Below are 19,803 nucleotides of genomic sequence, written 5' to 3' on the forward strand. Positions count from 1 at the left end.
TAACCATTAAAAACATAAGTCGTTAGGGGAATAATATGTATGCATTTCATCAAACAAAATATCAGTTAAATAAAATTAGTTTATGTTTATTATCTGCGTTAAGCGTTATGTCTTTACCAGCAGTTGCTGAGCAAGGTAATCAGGTAAATGTGAAAGAAACTGAGGCTTCAAACCAACGTACTAAAGTAGATGAGGATGTTGAAGTAATTAGTGTCGTAGGCTCTATGATTAAGGGAGCTGATATCAGTGGGGCATTACCCGTTTCTATTATTGATTCTAAAGATATTGATGCAATTGGTGCAACTTCAGGGAGTGAATTATTTGCATCGATCCCTAGTAACGGCACAGTTAGTTTTAATGGTAATGATGTTGTTAGTGGTGTTTACGCCTCTCGTGGTGATGTTGCGTCAATAAATTTACGCAGCATTGGTACGGGAAATACCTTAGTGCTTTTAAATGGTCGTCGTTTGGTTCAGCATCCAGGTTCTCAAACTGAAAATTCAGTACCTGTTACTACCGTTAATGTAAACTCTATTCCAGTTATGGGAGTTGGTGCCGTTGAGGTTTTACATGACGGGGCTGCTGCTATTTATGGATCTGATGCTGTTGCTGGTGTTGTAAATACACAAATGCGTGAAGATTTTAGTGGTTTTCAATTTGATATGCAGTATGGCCAAGCTGAAAATACAGAGCGTGAAAAACTCAATCTTAATGGTTTAGCTGGGTGGGATTTAAATGATGGCATGACCAATGTAACGGCTTCGGTTAATTATTATTACGGCTCAGAGGTAATGGCGTCAGAGACTAAGTACTCGGCTAATTCTGATCTGCGCCCTTTTCTTGATGGAACTCGTTGGGAAGGCGATTCAAATTTTCGCAATTCATCGACAACAACTCCTTGGGGGCGCTTTGATGCGAGTCAATCTGTAGATGATTTGACTAGTTCGGCTGGGCGTTTTCATATCGAAGGCGTTGATGCCAGTGACTCTGATCAGCAGTGTGTATTATCTAATGGTTTATGCGTCGATAGTGGGGCGATATCAAGTGACACACAATCATATAATACGAATGCCAGCCGTACTTTGATCCCTGAAACCGAACGTCTTAACTCATTTATATTTATTAATCACGATTTAGGAAATGATACTGAGTTATACAGTGAGCTTGGTTATTATAAAGCAGAATCAAACTCTCAACGTGGTGAGACTGCGACACTAACCTCAGCCCCTGTTACAATTTCAAGTTCTGCATATTGGAATCCATTAGGTTCAGGAGTTAATCAGCTAAGCGGTTACGATATTCCAAGTGAAGGTCTTGACGTTGTTATCGATGCATATCGCGTTGTTGACGCGGGAGTGCGAAAAATTAATGTAGAAAATACTTCATATCGCTTTCTAGGAGGTGCACGAGGTGATATTGATAATTGGAGTTGGGATAGTGCCGCTTTATATTCTGCAGCTAAAACAGTTGATAACACTGGTAATCGTATTAGTTTAAGTTTGTTTCAGGATAGCGTAAACAAACAGGATAGCACGGCGTATAACCCATTCTGTAATGCGCAGTGTAACTCACAAGAAACAGCTTTTTAATCGATACCTCACGTACAGGTGAAACAGAATTAGGCCTTATTGATTTTAAAATATCAACACCTGCTTTATTTTCTTTACCGGGTGGAGATGTTGGTATTGCAATGGGGGCTGAATGGCGCTACGAAAGTTTTGAAAATAAGTATGATGATCGATTAAATGGTGCCATAACATACACCGATGATATAACAGGCGCTAACTATGCGTCAGATATCATGGGCTCCAGTGGTCAACCTAATTCCGATGGTTCACGCAATGTAGCTTCAGCATTTGTAGAATTTGCGGGAGCGTTGATCAGTCCTGAAATGGATATTCCACTTGTTGAGCGCTTAGACTTTCAAATTGCAGGTCGTTTTGAGCAATATAATGATGTAGGTAGTGTCTTTAAACCTAAAGCTGTTTTAAGTTGGTATCCGGTTAACAGTTTACATTTTAGGGCATCATATTCTGAAGGTTTTCGCGCTCCTAACTTAGAGCAGCTCCACACTGCGAGCACAACTCGAGTAAATTATCCTACTGATTACTATCGTTGCCAAGCGCAAATTAACAAAGGTGAATTAAGTAGCTTAAGTGAATGCAGCGGTAATGATAGCGTATCTAATATTCGTTATGGTAATCCTGATTTGAAGCCTGAAAACGATTATAACTATGGTTTAGGTCTGGTTTATTCTCCAGAAATGATTGATAACCTTACCTTAACTGCCGATTATTGGCGTATTGAGCAAGAAGATTTAATCGGTATTCGTTCGTATCAGAATATTGCAGATCTTGACTATTACTACCGTTTAAATGGTAGCAGTAACGAAAATGTGATCCGATCTGCTGCGACGGCCGATGATGTGGCATTCTTCAGCGGTTCAGGACTTGAAGCTGTAGGTGATATGACCGAAGTAATAGGTTTATTTGAGAATCTAGATTCACGTGTTACGGAAGGGCTTGATTTAAGTGTTAATTACCGAATTTATGATACGCAATTTGGTGATTTCGATTTTAAATTAAACGCTGCAAAATTGCTTAAAGCGTACCAAAGTGTTGATGAAGAGTCAGCTAAGTTAGCAGAACTTGGGCTTGCATTAGAGGATGTAGGTGATTTGATGCAAATGGATGGTAGGCCTGAATGGCAAGCAACAGGCACGCTTTCTTGGAGTTACGAAAATTGGGGAGCAGGATTATATGGTAAGTATGTTGGGGATTTTTATGATACCAGTGCAATACAGAATGAGACTGGCGAATTTTGGCATGTAAACAGCTGGACGACATTCAACCTTTATGGTCAATACACCTATGATTCAGGTTCGTTAGAGGGAACGAGAGTACGTCTAGGAATGCGTAATCTCTTTGACAAAGAGCCACCACTTGCAGATGAAACATATGGCTACAATGCGAGCTTACATGATGCTGAAGGGCGTTATGTATATGTTAGTTTAAGTATGAACTTTGATTAAATAATCATTAGTGAATTTTATTCTGAGCAGCTTAGGTTGCTCTGCTTTTTTTATACAAAGTAGGATTGAGTAATGCCAATTACTAAATTAACAGCACTTGTAGTTGTTGTGGCAGCCCTTGTTGGCTGTAGTCGTGAAAGTACATCGATAGATCTAATGATCACCGGCAATACTATTTACCAAGGTGCAAGCCAAGCCCCAATTAAGGGCGTGATTGGCATTGATAATGGTAAGATTGTATTTATTGGTGAGCAAGCACCAGTAAATATAAGAGCAGAAAAAGTGATTGATGCTCAGGATCTTATAGTTGCCCCTGGATTTATTGACCCACACACACACGCTTGTAGTGATTTTGCAGATGATGGCGTACTTAATTTAAACGCCAATTATACAACGCAAGGTGTGAGCACTGTTTTTTGTAATGTAGATGGCGGTGGTGATATTGACGTTGCGAATACTTTTGCGCAATACGAAGAGCAAGGTATAGGAACCAATGTGGGATTATATATTGGCCATGGTTCAGTGCGTACTGCAGTGATGGGCCGTACAAATCGTGCGCCAACGTCTGCAGAGCTTTCACAAATGAAGGGTATAGTTGAGCAAGCTATGTTAGCGGGCGCACTTGGTTTGTCTACAGGGCTTTATTATGTGCCGGGTAATTACGCAACAACGAATGAAGTGATCGAACTTGCAAAGGTGGCAGCCCGTTATGGAGGTGTTTATGACAGCCACATTCGTGATGAAAGCTCTTATAGTGTTGGTTTAGTTGGGGCGATCAAAGAAGTGATCACCATCGGTGAGCAAGCAAAACTTCCAGTGCATGTTGCTCATATTAAAGCCCTTGGTGTTGATGTTTGGGGGGAAAGTACGCAAGTTATTAATTTGATTAATAAAGCCCGCGACAACGGTATTGATGTTACTGCTGATCAATACCCTTGGCGTGCTTCGGGTACCAGTATTGCGGGTAGCTTAATGCCGCGTGAAACGTTAGCAGGAACAAAAGCTGAGTATATTGCGCGGATACAAGACGAGGGTCAATGGCCGTTACTCAAAGCCGCAATGCAAGAGAACTTACGTCGTCGCGGTGGTGCTGATTCATTATTAATAAGCGATCCTACCCGCCCAGAATTACGCGGTAAAACATTATTAGAAATAGCCACTATGTGGGGTATATCACCTATTGATGCAGCACGCAAAATTGTCATTTCTGGGAATGCACGGGTGGCTAGTTTTAATATGTCAGAACAAGATATTCAGGCTTATATGTTACAGCCTTGGGTAATGACATCTTCTGATGGAAGTCCTGGTCATCCACGAAAATATGCGTCGTTTCCGAAAAAGTACCATGAGTTTGTAAAACAAAAAAAATGGTTAACAACAGGAGAGTTTATTAATAGTAGTAGCACTTTAACCGCAAAAACCTTTGGTTTAACTGATCGAGGTGAACTCAACGTTGACTATATCGCCGATATTGTTATTTTTGATGAGAACAAATTTACACCAAAAGCAGATTACATTCATCCTGAAGAGCTAAGCGAAGGTGTACGTTGGATGGTTGTTAACGGTGAACTGGTTATTTCCGATGGTAAGTTGACTAATACTCTTCCTGGTCAAGCGATCCGTCATTCTCAAGCAAAGGCAAGTAAGTAATGAAAACCCTTCTTTTATCTTTTAAACATTGTTTTTTCTGTGTTGTCTCATTGTTCAGCATTGCAGTGGATGCAGCGCCTCAAGTAGACACCATTTTTGATACATCAGTAACATTTGATCCAACAATTACTGAACCTGAAAGTTTCTTAGGCCATCGCCTTGGTGACCAAATGACACGTAATGACCGTATGATTGCATATTTTCAAGAGCTCGCTGCTCAGTCAGATCGCGTAAAATATGAAGTGATAGCGTATAGTAACGAACGTCGACCTATTGTTACTCTTACTATTACATCGGCTAATAATCATAAAAATTTAGCCCAGCTACAAATGCGACATATGAGCTTACAACAAGGTGCAACTCCCGAACTTACAGATATGCCAGTGGTTAGCTGGATCAATTTTGGTGTTCACGGTGGTGAAGTGAGTTCAAACGACTCTGCGTTGCCTATTGCCTATCATTTAGCTGCAGCACAGGGTGAAAAAATTGATAAGTTATTAGATAATAGTGTAATTTTACTTACTGCTAGTATGAATCCAGACGGTAATAGCCGTGAGGCAACATGGAATCTTAAATATTCTTCACAAATCAGTGTGAGTGACCCTAACCATGCACTGCATGGATCACCATGGCCCTCAGGAAGAACAAATCATTATTGGTTTGATTTAAATCGCCAGTGGATGTTGCAACAACAACCAGAGCCTGTTGGTTGGGTAAATAAGTTTCATCAGTGGCGGCCAAACATAGTGGCTGATTTTCATGAAATGCGTTCATATAAATCATTTTATTTCCATCCAGGTGCCCCAGACCGTGTTCACCCGATTATAAATAAACAGGCAATGACGCTGTTAAGTGAAGTTGTACAAGGCCCTCGAGACTTTTTGGATAGCGAAGCTCGTGCTTATTTTAACGAAGAAGCCTACGATAATTTTTATTTGGGTAAAGGTGCAACCTATCCGCACTTATACGGTAGTTTAGGTATCCTGTTTGAACAAGCAAGTTCGGCTGGTTTGCTTTCTACACCGCGTGGCATTCTGTCGTTTCGTGATAATATTCGCACTTACTATCATGTGGGTTTAGCTTTATTAAATAATGCAGTTGATAAAAAAACTGAGTTACTTAGCTTTCAACAGCGCTTTTTTTCTCAGACTAAAGAGCAAGCAGAGGATGATAAAGTAAAAGCGTACGTTTTTGCGGCACCTGAAGATCCTGCACGGATGTTCCATTTCTTACAGTTACTTGAGCGAAACAAAATTAGTGTTAGGTCATTACAAAAAGACTTAAAAGCCAACGGTACGCAATTTTTTGCTGATAAAGCGTATATCGTAGAAACAGCGCAAGCTAGTTACCCTATGGTGAAAGGATTATTTTCAAAAGTTACAGAATTTGAAAATAATACTTTTTATGATGTATCTGGCTGGACTATGCCACTTGCTTTTGGTTTGAAATATGAGCCACTTACGCGTCGAAATTATAAAGTAGGCAACCCTATTAAAGTTACTTTCCCTAGTCAACCTGATGTCCCTATAGCTAAAGTGGCTTATGTGTTTGAATGGAGCAACTACTATGCGCCAAAAGTGTTATACCAACTATTAACACAAGGTTATCGCCCTCGAATTGCAAATAATGAATTCCAAGCCAATACAGATCAGGGCCTGCAAACTTTTCAACGTGGTAGTGTAGTGGTATCAACTGGTTGGCAAGGGGGGGGCAATAATACTGAGCTACACCAAATAATGAATAATGCAGCAAAAAATGAGGGGATTCCTGTATTTACCTTAAACAGTGCTAATACGCAAAGTACTGGCATGGACTTGGGCAGCAATAATATTGAATCTGTTAGTTTACCTAAAATATTATTAGTTGTAGGTCCTGGCATGTCTCAGTACCAAGCCGGTGAAGTATGGCACTTGCTTGATCAGCGTATGGGCATGCCCGTTGTATTACTTGAAAAGTGGCGTTTAAACAGTGTTAAATTATCTGATTATACGCACTTAGTAATGGCTGATGGTACGTATTCAGACATGACTGCAGGACTTACAGAAAAAGTAACAACATGGGTTAAATCGGGTGGCACATTTGTTGGTATAGGCGATGGTGCTAAATGGGCTGGTAAAAAATTACTCAACCTGAATACCGTAACCATGAAGAAAGGTAAAAGCTCTGCTCAATCACGAATTGATTACGCGTCAAAAGCACATGTTGAAGCGCAAGATATTATTGGTGGCGCGATAATGGCCGGTGATCTCGATATCACTCACCCATTAGGCTATGGTTATAGTCGTCGAGAAATTGCTAGTCATCGCAGTGGGTTACTTGCCTTCGAACCACCAAAAAATCCCTATGCAACAATAATTAAAATTGCTAAACAACCTTTATTAACAGGTTTCACATCTGCTGAAAATCAACAGCAACTAGCAGGTAATGCAATGCTAGTTGGGCAACGTTTAGGGCAAGGAAGTGTCATAGTGTTTACTGATGACCCTAATTTTAGAGGTTATTTTTACGGTACAGAAAAGCTATTTATGAATAGTCTTTTTTTCTCAAAATTATTTACTAACCCGCGCTCGTTAGCGGCAGAATAAAAATAAATGCCTCATTAATATATTCCATTAGTGGGGCTTTTTTGTGTTGTAGCAGGTAATTCCTGACCTTCCTTATAGCAAATGTAAATTAAAAAGATTACACACTATGATAATTAATAAAAATGTCTTGGCGTTTGGTATCTTACTTTGCGGCTTATGTATGGCTTTGTATGTCAATTTGTTTACGCAGCAAACTTGGTTAGAACAATCTTATTTATACGATACTTATAGCACTGAATCTGGACAAAGTGCTTATATCTATAAAGGGAAAGAGATAGTAATAAAAAATGTAGTTCCATATGCTGAATCCCCAATAAATCAGGCCTCATTATCAAAAAGTCAAGGTACGCCAAGTTTATCTGAGCAGTGGGTTAAAAAAAATGATGGGCAACTTTTATTACTTAAGCCGGCTTTTCATTATGGTTTTTGGTCATTGTTACCGGCATTAATTACTATTATTTTATGTTTGTTAACCAAAGAACCTTTGACTGCTTTATTTAGCGGAATTGTTGTTGGTGCGTTTATGTTAGGTGAATATGACCTTACCGATAAAGTGCTGATCCCAAACCTTGCGAGTGAAGGAGCAGCAGCTTTATTGTTACTTTATTTGTGGTTATTAGGCGGATTACTTGGTATTTGGTCCAAAACAGGGGCAGCACAAGCTTTTGCAAATTTTATGACTCGTTATTTTGTTAGAGGGCAACGTTCGGCAAAGTTTATATCATGGTTCTTAGGTGTGTTGTTTTTTCAAGGTGGCACTATGAGTACAACACTTGTAGGCACCACAGTACGGCCGTTGGCAGATAAAGCAAAAGTTAGTCATGAAGAAATGAGTTATATTGTTGATTCTACGGCCTCCCCTATTGCATCTATTCTAGCATTTAACGCTTGGCCGGCTTATGTTCAGGCACTTATTTTTGTCCCTGGGGTATCATTTTTAGCCACTGAATCAGATAGAATTAAGTTTTTCTTTAGCAGTATTCCATTAAGCTTTTACAGTATTCTAGCCGTACTTGGTACTTTATTGTTGAGCCTAAATATAACTCGTTTTTCAGGTAAACGAATTCGTCAAGCTCATCTGCGAGCACAAGAAACCGGTCAATTAGATGCCCCTGAAGCCAAACCATTAAGTGCAAAAGAACTACGCGGTACAAATATACCTGATGGTTATAAACCTCATGTTTTAGAGTTTTTACTTCCTTTATTGACTTTGATCACAATAGCGGTGATGACATTTATTTATTCTGGTACTCCAGAGGTTAATTGGGCATTTGGTGTGGCGTTGTTAATGTCGGCGTTGATAGCTTTAGCTAAAGGAATGTCCCTTGATAATTTAATAGAGGGCCTAGGAACTGGCTTAAAAGGGGTTGTGGTTGCATCGGTTATTTTAATGTTAGCAGTCATTATTGGCAGTATAAGCAAGCAAATAGGTGGTGGTTTATATTTAGTTTCATTGTTGGGTGAGCAGTTACCGTTTTGGTTATTACCTGTTATTTTACAACTTATTACCGTCATTATTGCATTTTCAACTGGGACAAGTTGGGGAACATACGCTATTGCATTTCCACTGGCAATGCCGCTGGCATGGGCTATGTGCCAATCACAAGAGCTAGCTAATCCGGAATTATTTATGATGGTGTGCTTCGCGGCAGTGCTCAATGGCAGCGTATATGGAGATCAATGTTCGCCTATTTCAGACACGACTATCCTAAGTGCAATGACAACTGGCTGTGACTTAATGGATCACGTTAAGTCTCAGCTTGTACCTGCATCTTTGGCTGCGGGAGCTGCAGCAATTATGTGGACTGCACTTGTTTATTTTGCCGCCTAAACTTTGTCATTGAAGAGTTGTTGAACTATGCGCTTACGACATATTGAAATATTTCATGCGATTTACACCACTGGCTCAATTACCAACGCAGCAAAAATACTGCATGTTTCTCAACCATCAGTTAGTAAAGTGCTATCACATGCTGAGATGCAATTAGGCTTTAAGTTATTTGAACGAATAAAAGGACGACTGATCCCAACTGATGAAGCAAACATGCTGTTTGATGAAGTAAATAAAATTTATTTGCAGATGCGAACGATAAAAAGTACCGCTGAAAACATCAAAAAGTCGGAGTTTGGCAATATTAATCTCAGTGTCACTCCTGCGCTCGGTTTTGAAGCTCTGCCTAGTGCGATTGCTCTGTATCATAGCTGTTACCCCAACGTAAACTTTAATGTGCAAACAGTGCATAATAATGAAGTATTACAAGCATTACTAGAGCATAAATGCGATATCGCTGTGTTGTTTTCTCCCAGTAAGTTGCCCGGTGTAAAGTCCATCGAGTTGGCTCGATCAGAACTTGTTATTGTCTACCCCAAAACTCGTTTCCCTGATGCCCCTGCCCAACTTGCTTTTGACGACTTAATCGATTATGAATTTATAGATATTAGTGATAGTGGCCCATTAGCTAATTTGCTGTGGGGCCGTATGATGGAAGAAAACATCATATTAAACTCAACTATAAAGGTGCACACCTACTTTATTGCAGTAAGGCTGGTAGCGCAAGGTGTTGGAATTTGTATTGTTGATAAGTATACGGCAATGGGTAACTTGTCTGATAATGTTGCTATTGCTTCATTTGATCCTCCGCTTTATTTTAATGTTAATGCTCTGCACTTAGAAAATAGAACATTATCGAATCCAGCAAGTATCTTTTTAGAGCAATTAACGCTATGTATTTAAAGTGATTTAGCTTTTCATATAGCCTCAGGTTATAGGCTTTCTAATTCTTCTTACTATCTTTGTAGTGTTGATCTTATATGCTCAGTGAAACCTTATTATTCTTTGAATCTTAGTGAGCTATTATGAAAATTACCCCTCCTTATTTGTTATTTATTGGTGATGCTACAGATCAGCTATCAATCAAAATGGCGCAAAGCGCTGCATATTGGCGACCTAAATTGTGCATTGGCGAGATGAGTGTCGCTGGATGTACAGTGACCACAGGATTAACGCAGCATACCATTAGCGATGCGGCTAAATTGGGTGCAAAAACATTTGTTTTAGGATTTGCTAATAGCGGTGGAATACTTGATAAAAAGTGGTTGCCGTTTATTTTAGAAGCACTAGAGCAAGGTATGGACATTGTAAGCGGTTTGCATGAAAAACTAATCAATTTCGATGAAATTGTTAGCAAAGCAAAACAATGTAATCGCCAACTTTTTGATATTCGACATCCTACCAGTCAGTTTGCAACAGGTACTGGACGTAAACGTTCTGGGAAACGGTTATTAACGGTTGGTACCGATTGCTCTGTTGGTAAAATGTACACAACATTGAGCCTTGAGCAAGCAATGTTAGAAAAAGGTATGGATGTTAATTTTCGAGCAACTGGGCAGTGTGGTATTTTAGTTGCTGGTACTGGAATTGCAATTGACTGTGTGGTTGCAGATTTTATTTCAGGGGCTGTAGAGACATTATCCCCCGACGCTGATGAACAACATTGGGATGTTATTGAGGGGCAAGGGTCATTATCACATCCTGCGTTTGCGGGGGTGAGTTTAGGTCTGTTGCATGGCTCTCAACCTGATGCTTTGGTAATTTGCCATGCGTTAAACCGCAGCCATATGCGTGGATTGCCAAATACCTCTTTTCCAAGCATAGAAACAACTATAGAGCTGAATTTAGCCGCAGCAAAGTTAACTAACCCTAATGCTCGTATAGTTGGAATTTCAGTTAATACTTCTAGCGTGAGTGTTACTAGAGGGCGTGAAATTTGTGCACAATTAAGCGAGCAATTTGGTTTACCTTGTGTTGACCCTGTGCGTGATGGTACAGCATTGATAGTGGAAAACTTATAATGGCTAACGGTTTCTTACCTGTAACAGAACGGATAGAGCTTGTTAAAGTTTTTCATCAGCCATTACCGTTAAAAGCGATTTTTCGTATCGCTCGCGGTGCAAAAACACAAGCGGATGTTGTTACTGTGTTACTCAGTGACGGCCTGAACTATGGGTGGTCTGAAGCCGTCCCCTATTCTCGTTATAATGAATCGGTGAGCAGTGTGATTTTGCAAATAGAACAGCTTGCAAACTATCAAAGCACTGATTTTGTAAATCACGTGATGAGCATGCCTGCAGGTGCTGCGCGAAATGCATTAGACTGTGCACTATGGGATCTAAAAGCAAAACAACAAAACAAGACCGTCGCAGAGTTATTACAAAAAAATACGACCCCTTGCGTATGTGCGCAAACCTTGAGTATTGATACTCCTCAGGCAATGGCTGATGCAGTAAAAGCCTTGAACAATCCTCCATTAGTGAAGGTGAAGTTAGATAATCAGGATATCCTGAAAAAAATGGCTGCAATATCAAATGCAGCTCCACACAGCCAATTTATTGTTGATGCTAATGAAGGCTGGAGTTTTCAAGATCTTGTAAGCTGTTGTGAGCAACTCAAACAATTAAATGTCGTCTTAATTGAACAGCCTTTACCTGTTGGAGAAGATCACAATTTGCTAAATTTTGACTCTCCAATACCTTTATGTGCAGATGAGTCGTGTCATACTCGTGCTGATTTGCCTTATCTTAAAGGCCGTTATCAGGTAATTAATATTAAGCTAGACAAAACAGGGGGGCTCACTGAGGCTAATAATTTAGCAAAAGAGGCTAAGCAGCATGGCTTTGAGCTAATGTTAGGTTGTATGGTGGGTAGCTCTTTAGCTATGGCCCCGTTATCACTCTTGAGCGGCGAAGCAAAATATGTTGATTTAGATGGCCCGCTGTTAATAAAAACGGATCGAGCCGGTGGTTTTGAATTTAATGCAGGTATTATGCAGCCGTTAAATCTTCAATTATGGGGAGGAAAAAACAATAAAACATTAGATTCAATATTAAGCCAGATGAAATAATTTTTTAAACTGTAAAGGGACTTTACAGTTTAATTATTCCTCTCGAAGTACTGCAACTTCACTTCAATAAGATATTCTGAATATATGTTAATTCGTGTAGGAATTGCATGAATTAGACCTAAGTGTGGGAATAATAAATAAATTTAGCTATGTATTAAATAGCGTTGTTTATATATGCTACTGTTCTCAGTTAACGCTAAGGAAGCACGCTATGTACAAACTATTTTATTACCCGCTTAACGCCAGTATGGCGCCGCACTTTATTCTTGAAGAACTGCAAACCGATTTTGAATTAATTTTAGTGGATAGAAAAAACGAGGCTCATAAAGCAGCCAGTTATTTATCCTTGAACCCCGCTGGGCGAATACCTACATTATTGGACGCTCAACAAGTCGTTTTTGAAAGTGCCGCTATCTGTATTCATCTTGCTGAAGCACATCCTGCTAAGATGCTTATTCCGCAAATAGGTGAGCATAATCGAGCTGCGTGCTTGCAATGGATGATGTATCTAACGAATACCTTGCAAGCTGAGCTCATGGTGTACTTTTATCCGCAGCGCCATAGTATCGATAGCAGTCATATCAGTGCCATTGTCGCTGCACAAGAAAAGCGAATTACCGACATATTTGCTTTACTGGATGCCCAGCTGGAAAATCAAACATTCTTAGTTGGTGAGCAACTTAGCATCTGCGATTTTTACTTGTTTATGCTTGCGATATGGGCGGATGAACTAAAACTACCACCGCTTTCTTTTGAGTACCTCAATAAGTATTTACGCCGCTTAGCTAAGCGAGAGTCGATTATTAAGGTGTGTAAAAAAGAAAATCTCAGTTTGGTTGATTATCAATAATAGGAATTACAATGAAAGTTTATGGAAGAACAACCTCGTTTAATGTGCAAAAAGTACTCTGGTTTCTGGATGAGCTGGGCATGAGTTATCAGCATATTGAAGTGGGTGGTCGTTTTGGTGGTCTTGATAGCGATGACTTTTTAGCATTGAACCCGTTGCAAAAAGTGCCGGTACTTGTGGATGGCGATAATGTTATTTGGGAGTCACACAGCATATTGCGCTATTTGGCGGCAAGTTATGGTACTACAGACTGGTATTATGCATCGGCCTATCAGCGTTCGTTATATGAGCGTTGGATGGATTGGTCACAGGTGATTTTTCAACCTGCTTTCATGGCCACATTTTGGGGCTATTACCGCAAAGCGCAAAACAACCGTTGTATGGAGCAAATCACTCAGGACTTACAAACCTGTGAACAATGCTTACAGATAATTGAGCAGCAACTAAGCCATGCTCCCTATCTTGCCGGTGGTAAAATCACTTTGGCTGATATTTGTGTAGGAGCAATTTTGTATCGTCTAACATCTCAGGGATTAGCAATAACATTGCCGGAGCGAGTGACTCAGTGGTTTGAATTACTAAAAACCAGAGCGGGCTATCAAAAATGGATTATGAGTGATTTTACTGAGCTCCAAGGTCGTGAAGATTTTTAGTGCAGCATTTAAAGCTGTCAATTAGAACAAAAATTAAATAAGGATTAGGGTGAAATATTTACTACTGATAGCGGCGTTATTTTTTACGTTTAGCAGCGTTGCTGAGCAGCCGTTTAAAATCCCCAGAAGCTCTGTGGTTAAACTTACCGATCAACAAAGCAAACTTAGCTACCCAGTATTTATTAAACTACCGCGCAGTTACAGCCGTAATAAAGATAAAACATACCCAGTGGTTTACTTACTTGATGGCTCTTATGCGTTTCAAGTAGCATCGGGGGCTACTCGTTTTGCTATGAACAGTGGCGCCATGGACGAAGCAATACTCGTTGCTATTGGTTATTCGCAAGGCTCTAAAGGTTCATCAAGCCGTATTAGAGATTACACCCCAAGTAAAGCAAAAGATTGGCAGCTCGAGACAGGAAAAGCCGCGCAACATATCGCTTTTATTGCTGATGTGGTGTTTGAACATATCAAAGCTAACTACCGAATTAACCCAAAACAACGTACTTTAGTGGGAAACTCTCTTGGCGGTTTATTTGCGGCTCATGTGCTTTTTACTCAACCCAATATGTTTGAAAGTTACATTATTGGTAGCCCGTCGGTGTGGTTTGATAATGAGCGCATACTATCTCAGCCGATTACCACAGCTAAACAAGACGTTAGGGTTTACTTATCAGTAGGTAGCAAAGAAACCCCTGAATTTGGCGAAGGGCAAGATATGGTAACGGGTGCGAACAAACTTGCTGAAAAAATACGGCAAAGTAATGATGAGCAGGTGCAGTTGGAGTTTTCTATAATTGATGGCGCAAAACATGCGACGGCATTTCCAACCACGCTGATCCAAGGTTTAGATTGGCTTTATGCAAAATAGCGCAGACATTAAAAAGCCCACTGATAAATTAATATCAGTGGGCTTTTAATACGTTAAAACGTATTAACTAAAACAATCGTTTAGATACAAACGATGTTTTCAGCTTGTGGGCCTTTTTGACCTTGAGTAACAGTAAACTGTACACGTTGGCCTTCAGCTAGCGTTTTGAAGCCGTCACCGCTGATAGCGCTGAAATGAGCGAAAACGTCAGGACCTGACTCTTGCTCGATAAAACCAAAACCTTTAGCTTCGTTGAAAAATTTAACTGTACCAGTTGTAGTAGTAGACATAATAGATATCCTAGATATTAATAAAAGTGTGCCTAAAATCAGGCGGTTTAGCTGAAAAAACAAGTATTTAACTGAGGATAACGCGATGAATTATTACTAATAACAACGTGGTACGTACAAATAAACAGAATTTCTTTCAAACTTATAGTGCATTAACGGGTTATTACTAACCCATTAATTAAAAATTAGATGCAAACGATATTTTCAGCTTGCGGGCCTTTTTGACCTTGAGTAACAGTAAACTGTACACGTTGGCCTTCTGCTAGCGTTTTGAAGCCGTCACCGCTGATAGCGCTGAAATGAGCGAAAACGTCAGCGCCAGACTCTTGTTCAATAAAACCAAAACCTTTAGCTTCGTTAAACCATTTTACTGAACCAGTTGTTGTAGTAGACATAATAAAATCCTAATAATTAATAAAAAATTCGCCTTTAAATAGGCAATTTAGCAGGAAGAAAACAAGTATTTAACTGAGGATAACGCGAAGGATTATTACTAATAACAACGTGGTACGTACAAATAAACAGGGCTTTCTATCAACCCGATGCCGAGCAGGATAACAGTAAGCTAAACAGGATAACAAGCTTTATTTATTTTTCTTTTTTACACAAGCATCGCTAAGCGTAGTTTAAAGTAAGATTTAAATTAGTGTGGTTATATTGAAACGCGACTTACAATGCAAGGCTCGCAGCTTAGTATTCAGGCTGCGAACCTTGTAATAAACGCGGTATGTTTACTCAGCAATAGCGATGGCTATTTCTACCTCATTAGCATTTTTATAGTACTCAAAATCGCTGGTATAAGTTCGCGTGTAACGACAATCATCTGAGCTGAAGTATTGCCAAATTTCGCCCCATAAATCAATTATGGCATCGGGCATTTCACCCTCACCAGTAAAAACTAAGTAACGTCCAGCAGTTGTTGTAACCTTAACTGCATCACGTGTATGAGTTGATTGAGCATCAGAACAGGCAATCACATCAAAATCACCTGTTACATCGCTTTCATAATTGGTGTATACGCCATACACATGGCTGTTTTTAGTGAGCTCTGCGGTGTATTTATCAGCAAACCGTTGCCAAAGATCTGCGATTTTTGCTGTGCCAGTATTCATTTCATTGGCATTGCAGGTTCTTACTTTTAAACCGGTTAAAGTCTTACTTGCTAGCTGTTTTACTTCCATAGTGACTGCCCTCTTATTTATGACCGCTACTAACTTAACAGAAAAACGAGCAACAACTAAATACAATGTGCTTCTTAACGCTGTGAAGTAACTAAATATTGCTTTAACTAGCCTATTAGGTAGCCACGATGTTGAGCATCTAGCAAGCTTACTATTCATTTTCTGTAATGCCGTGTAATGAATATGTTTGTTGATGAAGTGGTAGTTTTATTAGCGACAGTAGAATTTTTGACAGGTTATATCGGGTACTTCATTGATGCCGCCTGTCAGCTGTGGCTGAGCTGCAAATATCACAATCAATACTGAAAAGGATAAACAGATGTCAAATTTTAAAAGTCGTGCTGATTTTCTTCGCAACAACCCTAGTGCAAGTGCATTTGCTGCATTAGCCGATGCAACTAAACAACAAAAAAATGTCACTGATAGCGCCATAACGCTCAAGCCTGGCCAATTAGCGGGGAAAAAAGTAGTGGTGATTGGCTCCGGGGTTGGTGGTTTAACTGCGGCGTATGAAATATTGGCGCAACAATCGGGTGCAACCGTAACGGTGCTTGAAGCATTAAATCGTACGGGAGGGCGCTGTTTAAGTTTACGCACCGGCGATGTTTTAACCGAAGATGCAGATAGTGATTTGTTTAATTCAACCCCAGGTGAATCACAGGTGGTTAGGTTTAAACGTCCTATTGGTGATAGCGAACCTTACCTCAATGCAGGGCCTGGCCGTATTCCGAGTAGCCATAAACGGTTGTTATCATATTTGAAAAAGTTTTCGGTCGATGTCGAAGTCTATGTGATGAACAGTCAATCCAATCTAGTGCAAAAAGACAGCAGCTTTAATGGCAGCTCTGTTGTTTATCGTCGCCTTGATAATAATACTCGCGGTTGGTTAGCTGAAATGGTGTATGCCAATGCAGAAGAGCTGTTAAAAAAACCGAGTCTAAATATTAATCCTGATCAGTTTGAAGAGCGGGTCGATGCATTAAAAAGTTTAATGATTGATTTTGGTGAACTTGATATCGCAGGTAATTATCAAGTTACGCCTGGCAGCGAAGGATTTGAAAATGGTAAAACTCGCGCTGGCTACAGCGTATTACCGGGGGTTGCAGCAGGTAATACGCTGAGGCGTTGAGTTTTGATAGCTTGCTGGAGGCACGCTTTTGGGAAGGCACCCGGTTTTATCAACCCGCTGACTTCTTATGGCAACCAACCTTGTTTCAGCCTGTAGGGGGCATGGATCAAGTGCAGCACGCTTTTGCACAACACGTTGCAGCGCTTGGTGGAGACATTCACTTAAATAGCCCTGTTAAGTCTATTGATTGGGACGAGGCAACAAAACAATTCAAAATTACCGTATCGCAAGTGGGCACGGAGGCATTAATTGAATACCAAGCAGATTATTGTATTTGCAATGCGGCAATGCCATTTTTGAGTAAGATGCTGACTGACAAATTGCAAAATAATAGTGCCAGTAGTGGTTTTGAAAGCCGCTTTAAAGATGCCCTAAACGCCGTGTTTGTTGGCCAGTTTGAGCCTACTCAAGCACCCGGTTATACCCCTAGTGAGAATGGCTATATATCACATTTTCTTGCAAGTACTTCGAAAGTAGGCTGGCAAGCAGATCGCAATTTGTGGCAAGGAAGCCCAATTACTACCGTCCATGATGACGACTTACAGACGAAAGTGATGGCCGTACCAAGCTCGGAGCAAGGTGTAGTTCCCATCTTTGGTGGCATCTCTTGGACAAATGATGAAATTCAGCAAATTTGGTATCCATCTACCGGCTATCAAGATGAAAAAGGAGTGCTAACGGGGGCATATAACTTTGACAAAGTAGCCTCTGATTGGGGCAAGTTGTCAGTAACAGAGCGTTTAGCTAAAGCCCGTAATGGTGCTGCAAAGTTTAACCAGCAATTTGCAGAGGGGCTGCAAGACGGGTTAGCAATTGCTTGGCAAAACATGCCCCATATAAAAGGCGGCTGGGCATATTGGCAAGCGGTTGGCGATGCTGATTATGCAACCAAACAATTTAATGCGATAGCGCAAGGCTCTGGAGTTTACCTTGGCGATGGCACTCTCAGTGATGCTTGCTTCTTTGTGGTTGGCGATCAGATCTCGTCGCTGCCAGGCTGGCAAGAAGGTGCGATTGCTGCGGCATTAAATGCAATTAGCCGGATCGCCAGACCTGATGTCGAAATAGCGCACTTAGCTAACTTACCTGATACTCGTTTAATGGTGCAGGGTATTTAAGAGGTTATTATTTTGGGGAGTTAGCACTCCCCTATTCCATTGCTTATAAAGAGGAGCCAATTACAGCCCTGCTTTTATCACTTCAAGCACGTTACTGATCCGCTTTGTTAAAGGGCGATTACGATGCTGGCAAACATAAATAGATTCGCTGATCGGGTGTTGTAATGAATGAACGCTGATCAAGTGTGGTTTACTAAATGCGCGCACCGCATGCGCAGGTAACACCGTAAAACCTAAACCAAGGCTTACAGGCTCAAGAATTAAATTTATCTGATTTGAAAAACCAGTGCGTTGTATCTGATTAATGTGTTCAAACTCAGGGTAGTTTTCACTGAGTAATAGCTGCGCGTGGTGGTTTGCATCTGGGTGAGCAATAAAACCTAGCTTACATAGTGTTTGCCAATCTGGTGTATCGCTGTCTTTTGGAGTGATGAGTAACAGTGCTTCTTGGCCGATCTTATGGCTGACAACCTCATTGAGCGTTGGAGCTTGAGTTAAAAATCCTAAATCAGCATTATGACTTGCCACTGCTTGCTCAACACTGTGATTGGGAGCAAACCGATAATCAATTGTCAGTGCTTGGTGTTGGGCTTGTAAGTTAAGTAACTGCTCATAGAATTTAAGCCCACAACTACCTGGTGATTGTACTTTTACGATACCGCTATATGGAGAATCGTTCTGCAATTCTTGCTCTAAAAACTGCCACTGTTTAAGTAGTTGGCTGCCATTTTGATACAAGCTTTGCCCTTGCGCAGTGAGCGTAAATTGTTTGCCGTGGCGCTCTAATAGTGGTTTGCCAAGTTGTTGCTCCAGTTTTTTGATATGTTGGCTAACCCCTGATTGGGTCATAAACAAACGTTCACTAGTACGGGTAAAGTGATTTACTTCAACTAACGTGCAAAAAGTGTTTAGCCAAACGGGATTATCATAACAAAGTGTACTCATTATCATATTTAATGATAATTTTACTTAATGCATTGTTGTTCGTAAAGTGGCCACTCTAATAAATATTGGTGAGTAGGAGCATAGGTTATGAGCAACGTTTATCCACGTAATTTTTCACACATTGGTATTTCAGTGCCAAATCTTGAAAAAGCCGTTGAGTTTTATTCTCAAGTTTTAGGTTGGTATGTAATTATGAAACCAACCGAAATAGTTGAAGACGATAGCGCAATTGGGCAAATGTGTACTGACGTATTTGGTGCCAACTGGGATAAATTTCGGATCGCGCATTTATCAACTGGCGACCGAATTGGTGTGGAGCTGTTTGAATTTAAAAACCAACAAAGTCCAGACGATAACTTTGAGTATTGGAAAACCGGCGTGTTCCACTTCTGTGTGCAAGACCCTCATCTAGAAGAACTTGCTGAGCGCATTGTTGCAGCCGGTGGTAAAAAGCGTATGGCAGAGCCGCGTTATTATTACCCAGACGAAAAGCCCTACCGCATGATTTATATGGAAGACCCGTTTGGCAATATCCTAGAGATATACAGTCACAGTTATGAGCTTATTTATAGCGAAGGTGCGTACTAAGCTCTACCGTC

General features: G+C 40.4%; 18 protein-coding genes. 14 read left to right on the forward strand and 4 right to left on the reverse strand.

The genetic code is table 11. From position 1 onward, the window contains the following. Positions 1-35 precede the first annotated feature (35 nt). The 11 genes from NDQ71_RS21765 (at position 36) to NDQ71_RS21815 (ending at position 14,541) form a co-directional block, all read left to right on the forward strand. Complete coding sequence (locus NDQ71_RS21765) at positions 36-1,589, forward strand: TonB-dependent receptor (protein WP_301562721.1); 1,554 nt, start codon at positions 36-38, stop codon at positions 1,587-1,589. Between the two features lie 101 nt (positions 1,590-1,690). Continuing rightward, positions 1,691-3,031, forward strand: a complete 1,341-nt coding sequence (locus NDQ71_RS21770) for a TonB-dependent receptor (RefSeq protein ID WP_301562722.1) — start codon at positions 1,691-1,693, stop codon at positions 3,029-3,031. A gap of 72 nt (positions 3,032-3,103) precedes the next feature. Then, positions 3,104-4,681 carry an amidohydrolase family protein gene (locus NDQ71_RS21775; RefSeq protein ID WP_301562723.1) on the forward strand — a complete coding sequence of 526 codons (1,578 nt, stop codon included), beginning with the start codon at positions 3,104-3,106 and terminating at the stop codon, positions 4,679-4,681. Beyond that, positions 4,681-7,266 carry a M14 family zinc carboxypeptidase gene (locus NDQ71_RS21780; protein WP_301562724.1) on the forward strand — a complete coding sequence of 862 codons (2,586 nt, stop codon included), beginning with the start codon at positions 4,681-4,683 and terminating at the stop codon, positions 7,264-7,266. Before NDQ71_RS21775 ends, NDQ71_RS21780 begins: the two co-directional genes overlap by 1 nt. A gap of 106 nt (positions 7,267-7,372) precedes the next feature. Beyond that, positions 7,373-9,097 carry a Na+/H+ antiporter NhaC family protein gene (locus tag NDQ71_RS21785; protein WP_301562725.1) on the forward strand — a complete coding sequence of 575 codons (1,725 nt, stop codon included), beginning with the start codon at positions 7,373-7,375 and terminating at the stop codon, positions 9,095-9,097. Between the two features lie 27 nt (positions 9,098-9,124). Next, the gene (locus tag NDQ71_RS21790; RefSeq protein ID WP_301562726.1) at positions 9,125-10,000 is read left to right on the forward strand and encodes a LysR family transcriptional regulator; all 876 of its coding nucleotides are present in this window, start codon (positions 9,125-9,127) and stop codon (positions 9,998-10,000) included. A 122-nt stretch (positions 10,001-10,122) separates the two neighbouring features. Continuing rightward, the gene (gene dgcN, locus NDQ71_RS21795; RefSeq protein WP_301562727.1) at positions 10,123-11,118 is read left to right on the forward strand and encodes an N-acetyltransferase DgcN; all 996 of its coding nucleotides are present in this window, start codon (positions 10,123-10,125) and stop codon (positions 11,116-11,118) included. Then, complete coding sequence (dgcA, locus tag NDQ71_RS21800) at positions 11,118-12,167, forward strand: N-acetyl-D-Glu racemase DgcA (protein ID WP_301562728.1); 1,050 nt, start codon at positions 11,118-11,120, stop codon at positions 12,165-12,167. The genes dgcN and dgcA overlap by 1 nt, the downstream gene beginning before the upstream one ends. 211 nt (positions 12,168-12,378) lie before the next feature. Next, positions 12,379-13,017, forward strand: coding sequence for a glutathione S-transferase family protein (locus NDQ71_RS21805; RefSeq protein WP_301562729.1), 639 nt, complete (start codon positions 12,379-12,381; stop codon positions 13,015-13,017). An 11-nt stretch (positions 13,018-13,028) separates the two neighbouring features. Then, positions 13,029-13,670, forward strand: a complete 642-nt coding sequence (locus NDQ71_RS21810) for a glutathione S-transferase family protein (protein WP_301562730.1) — start codon at positions 13,029-13,031, stop codon at positions 13,668-13,670. A gap of 49 nt (positions 13,671-13,719) precedes the next feature. Further along, positions 13,720-14,541: an alpha/beta hydrolase gene (locus tag NDQ71_RS21815; RefSeq protein WP_301562731.1), complete on the forward strand. Its 822-nt coding sequence runs from the start codon at positions 13,720-13,722 to the stop codon at positions 14,539-14,541. An 80-nt stretch (positions 14,542-14,621) separates the two neighbouring features. Here NDQ71_RS21815 and NDQ71_RS21820 read toward each other — a convergent pair whose 3' ends face one another. From NDQ71_RS21820 to NDQ71_RS21830, 3 genes are all read right to left on the reverse strand, one after another. Then, entirely contained in the window at positions 14,622-14,831 is a 210-nt protein-coding gene (locus NDQ71_RS21820; protein ID WP_016706518.1) for a cold-shock protein, read from the reverse strand. A gap of 185 nt (positions 14,832-15,016) precedes the next feature. Then, positions 15,017-15,226, reverse strand: coding sequence for a cold-shock protein (locus tag NDQ71_RS21825; protein ID WP_064664818.1), 210 nt, complete (start codon positions 15,224-15,226; stop codon positions 15,017-15,019). 336 nt (positions 15,227-15,562) lie between these two features. Further along, positions 15,563-16,012, reverse strand: coding sequence for a GyrI-like domain-containing protein (locus NDQ71_RS21830; protein WP_301562732.1), 450 nt, complete (start codon positions 16,010-16,012; stop codon positions 15,563-15,565). A 319-nt stretch (positions 16,013-16,331) separates the two neighbouring features. Between NDQ71_RS21830 and NDQ71_RS21835 the strand changes: the two genes are divergently transcribed. After that, the gene (locus NDQ71_RS21835; protein ID WP_301562733.1) at positions 16,332-17,141 is read left to right on the forward strand and encodes an NAD(P)-binding protein; all 810 of its coding nucleotides are present in this window, start codon (positions 16,332-16,334) and stop codon (positions 17,139-17,141) included. Further along, positions 17,138-18,259, forward strand: a complete 1,122-nt coding sequence (locus NDQ71_RS21840) for an FAD-dependent oxidoreductase (protein ID WP_301562734.1) — start codon at positions 17,138-17,140, stop codon at positions 18,257-18,259. The genes NDQ71_RS21835 and NDQ71_RS21840 overlap by 4 nt, the downstream gene beginning before the upstream one ends. 60 nt (positions 18,260-18,319) lie before the next feature. On the opposite strand, the gene NDQ71_RS21845 is transcribed toward NDQ71_RS21840, so the two are convergent. Then, entirely contained in the window at positions 18,320-19,204 is an 885-nt protein-coding gene (locus NDQ71_RS21845) for a LysR family transcriptional regulator (protein WP_301562735.1), read from the reverse strand. Positions 19,205-19,291: 87 nt separating this feature from the next. Here NDQ71_RS21845 and NDQ71_RS21850 point away from each other — a divergent pair, with 87 nt between their 5' ends. Continuing rightward, positions 19,292-19,792, forward strand: a complete 501-nt coding sequence (locus NDQ71_RS21850; RefSeq protein ID WP_301562736.1) for a lactoylglutathione lyase family protein — start codon at positions 19,292-19,294, stop codon at positions 19,790-19,792. The last annotated feature ends 11 nt before the right edge of the window (positions 19,793-19,803 follow it).

This window comes from Pseudoalteromonas sp. KG3, from assembly GCF_030436385.1.
In the GTDB taxonomy this organism is placed as follows: domain Bacteria; phylum Pseudomonadota; class Gammaproteobacteria; order Enterobacterales; family Alteromonadaceae; genus Pseudoalteromonas; species Pseudoalteromonas prydzensis.